At 63.2% G+C, this 3,848-nt stretch carries 3 protein-coding genes; all 3 read right to left on the minus strand.

Annotated features, from left to right (window positions below; all coding sequences use genetic code 11):
* Nucleotides 1-116 precede the first annotated feature (116 nt).
* Complete coding sequence (locus K7431_RS30750; RefSeq protein ID WP_012723829.1) at nucleotides 117-1,517, minus strand: sigma-54 interaction domain-containing protein; 1,401 nt, start codon at nucleotides 1,515-1,517, stop codon at nucleotides 117-119.
* A gap of 59 nt (nucleotides 1,518-1,576) precedes the next feature.
* Nucleotides 1,577-3,148, minus strand: coding sequence for an ABC transporter ATP-binding protein (locus K7431_RS30755; RefSeq protein WP_012723830.1), 1,572 nt, complete (start codon nucleotides 3,146-3,148; stop codon nucleotides 1,577-1,579).
* Nucleotides 3,149-3,159: 11 nt separating this feature from the next.
* A partial coding sequence (locus K7431_RS30760; protein ID WP_224316769.1) for an ABC transporter permease subunit occupies nucleotides 3,160-3,848 on the minus strand: 689 nt, incomplete at its 5' end.

Below are 3,848 nucleotides of genomic sequence, written 5' to 3' on the forward strand. Positions count from 1 at the left end.
GCCCCCGATGGCTGTGTTTCAGTTGCTTGGGAGTTGACTGACACACTGCCATCGGGGGCAAGCCCCCTCACACATTGAAAAGTCTCTATATTGATAATGGTGTCTCTTTTTAGAGATCAGTCGATGCCCAGGGCCACCATCTTCTTGTACAGCGTCGACCGCCCAAGCCCCAACCGCTTGGCCGCTTCCACCACATTCCCCTCGCACGCCCTCAACGCCGCGCCAATCACCTGCCGATCAAACCGCTCCCGCGCTGCGCTGAACGACTCACCCTCAACCGCCGGCAAGGCACTGCCACGTTCCACGGGGGTGAAAGTGCCAATCGCCGCACGAATCTCACCGGCATTCAGCACCAGGTCATCACTCAGCAACGCCGCCCGCTCCAGCACATTGCGCAGTTCACGGATATTCCCCGGCCAGGCATGCTGTGCCAGCAAGGCCAACGCCGCGTGGTCCAGTTCATGCTGGCTGCGCAGCTCCTCCAGGATCGCCTCGCTCAATGCCGGAATATCCTCCAGCCGTTCACGCAACGGCGGCACCTGGATCGGCAGCACATTCAGCCGGTAATACAGGTCGGCGCGGAACTCACCGCGCTTGATCGCCGCTTCCAGGTCCATGGACGTGGCCGCGATCACGCGCACATCGCTGTGCAGCATCTCGTTGGAGCCGACCGGCTCGAATTCCTTTTCCTGCAACACCCGCAGCAGTTTGCTTTGCAGCGGCAGCGGCATGTCGCCGATTTCATCCAGGAACAAGGTGCCGCCCTGGGCAATCTGGAATTTGCCCGGACGGCCCTTGCGGTCGGCGCCGGTAAACGCGCCCGGTGCGGTGCCGAAGAACTCGGCCTCCAGCAGGTCAGCGGGAATCGCGGCGCTGTTGATACTGACAAAGGCCTTGTGCGCCCGCGTGGAGGCACCGTGTATCGCCTGGGCCAGCAATTCCTTGCCGGTGCCGGTCTCGCCCAGCAGCAATACCGGCGATTCGGCACTCGCACTGCGCCGCGCCCGGCGTTTCACCTCGAGGCTGGCAGCGCTGGTGCCGATGAAATGCGCGAAGTTGTACTTGCTCTGGCGTGAACGCAGCAGCGAGCGCGTCGAGGCCAGCTCTTGCTGCATGCTCAGGTAGCGCTCGATCAGCGGCGACAGGTTGCGCAGCTCATCGAACAACGCAAACCCGATTGCGCCGATCACCGCGCCGGCCTCGTTGTGGATCGGCAAGCGCATCACCACCAGTGGCCCCTTGGGCGTGTCCTGGATATCCAGCAGGATCGGCTGGTCATTGCGCACCACCTGGCGCAACAGGCTATTGGAAATCACCTGCTCGCATGGCTGGCCGATGGCTTCGTCGGCGCTTTTCAGGCCGAAGCGCTTGGCGTAGCGCTCGTTCATCCAGACGATATTGGCGTCGCGGTCGACAATCACCGTGCCTTCGCTGGACTGCTCAATGATCTCGAACAGCGACTGGATGGCCAGGCCACGAACCTGTTGGTAGTCCTTGAGGTTATCGGTGATGTTCATGTTTAGGCCACCAACACAAATTGGACATGGAATCGCGATCCTTGTGGGAGCGGGCGTGTTTACAAGGGGATGTGCGCCGCTGCCAGCAGCTCTTGGGTGTACGGGTGTTGCGGTGCATCGAACACCTCATGGCTGGCGCCGCGCTCCACCACCTTACCGTCCTTGACCACAATCATGTCATGGGCCATGGCCCGCACCACGGCCAGGTCATGGCTGATAAACAGGTAGGTCAGGCCGTATTTCTCCTGCAGCTCACGCAGCAATGCCACCACTTGCTTCTGCACGGTGCGGTCGAGGGCCGAGGTCGGTTCATCCAGCAGCATCAGCGCCGGCTTGAGTACCAAGGCGCGAGCGATGGCGATGCGTTGGCGCTGCCCACCGGAAAATTCATGCGGGTAGCGGTGGCGACTGGCAGGGTCGAGGCCGACGTCCTTGAGCACCTGGATCACCTGCGCATCGCGGTCGGCCAGGCTGCACGGCGCGTGCACGTCCAGACCTTCGCTGATGATCTGTTCCACGGTCATGCGTGGGCTGAGGCTGCCGTAGGGGTCCTGGAACACCACCTGCATCTGCTTGCGCCAAGGGCGCATTTGCTGGTTATTCAACGGGTCGAGCGCTTCGCCTTGGAAGCGGATGCTGCCGGTGGAGTCGAGCAAACGCAGGATCGCTTGGCCCAGCGTGGACTTGCCCGAGCCGGACTCGCCGACAATCCCCAGGGTTTTGCCGCGCTGCACGCTGAGGCTGATGCCGTCCACCGCACGCAGGTAGGTCTTGCGGCGGAACAACCCGCCGCCAAGGGGGAATTGCACGGTCAGGTCATCCACTTGCAACACCGTCTCGCGCGCATCGCTGCACAGCGCATCACCGGCCGGTTCCGCATCCAGCAGCAACTGGCTGTAAGGATGCTGCGGCGCGGTGAACAAGGTCTCACAGTCGGCCTGCTCAACGATCTCGCCGGCGCGCATGACGCAGACGCGCTGGGCGATGCTGCGCACCAGGTTGAGGTCATGGCTGATCAGCAGCAGCGACATGCCCAGGCGTTGTTGCAGGGATTTGAGCAGCAGCAGGATCTTGCGCTGCACGGTCACATCCAGGGCGGTGGTGGGTTCGTCGGCGATCAACAGCTCCGGCTCGCAGGCCAGGGCCATGGCGATCATCACCCGTTGGCGTTGGCCGCCGGACAATTGATGCGGATAAGCCTTGAGGCGTTCCTGGGGTTTCTGGATGCCCACCAGCTCGAGCAATTCGAGGATGCGCGCCTGCGCCGCCTTGCCGCCCAAGCCCTTGTGCAGCAGCAGGGTTTCGCCGATCTGCTTTTCGATGCTGTGCAGCGGGTTCAGGGAGGTCATCGGCTCCTGGAAGATCATCGCAATGCGGTCACCGCGCAGTTTCTGCAACGTCGAGGCCGAGGCGCCGATCAACTCCTGGCCGCGATACGTGATGGAGCCGGTGGTGTCGGTGCCCGCTTCCGGCAGCAGTTGCAGGATCGAATGGGCCGTCACCGACTTGCCCGAGCCCGACTCACCCACCAGCGCCAGGCACTCGCCGGGGCGAACGTCCAGGCTCAGGTGGCGGACCACGGTCTGGCCACTGAAAGCGACGTTGAGGTCGCGGATTTCGATCAGGTTCATAGGGGAGGCACTCATGAACGGGGGTCGAAGGCGTCACGCAACGCCTCGCCGATAAAGACCAGCAGCGACAGGATCAGCGCCAAGGTGAAAAATGCCGTGAGGCCCAGCCACGGCGCTTGCAGGTTCTGCTTGCCCTGGGCGATCAGTTCACCCAGCGACGCGCTGCCCGCCGGCATGCCAAAACCGAGGAAATCCAGGGCGCTCAAGGTGGAAATCGCCCCGGTCAGGATAAACGGCAGGTAGCTCAACGTAGCGGTCATGGCGTTGGGCAGGATATGCCGGCGAATGATCTTGCCGTCGCCCAAGCCCAGGGCCCGTGCGGCCTTGACGTATTCCAGGTTGCGCCCGCGCAGGAACTCGGCGCGCACCACGTCCACCAGGGCCAGCCAGGAAAACAGCGCCATGATCCCCAGCAACCACCAGAAATTCGGCTCCACAAAACCCGACAGGATGATCAGCAGGTACAGCACCGGCAGCCCGGACCACACCTCCAGCACGCGCTGGCCGATCAAATCCACCCAGCCGCCGTAATAGCCCTGCAATGCACCGGCGGCAATGCCGATGGCAGCGCTGATCGCGGTGAGCGCCAAGGCAAACAGGATCGACACGCGTGCGCCAAAGATCACCCGCGCCAGCACATCCCGCGACTGGTCATCGGTGCCCAGCCAGTTCACCGCCGAGGGCGGGCTGGGGGCAGGGC

Origin of the sequence: Pseudomonas fluorescens group sp. (assembly GCF_020093335.1) — a bacterium.
Taxonomy (GTDB): domain Bacteria; phylum Pseudomonadota; class Gammaproteobacteria; order Pseudomonadales; family Pseudomonadaceae; genus Aquipseudomonas; species Aquipseudomonas petroselini.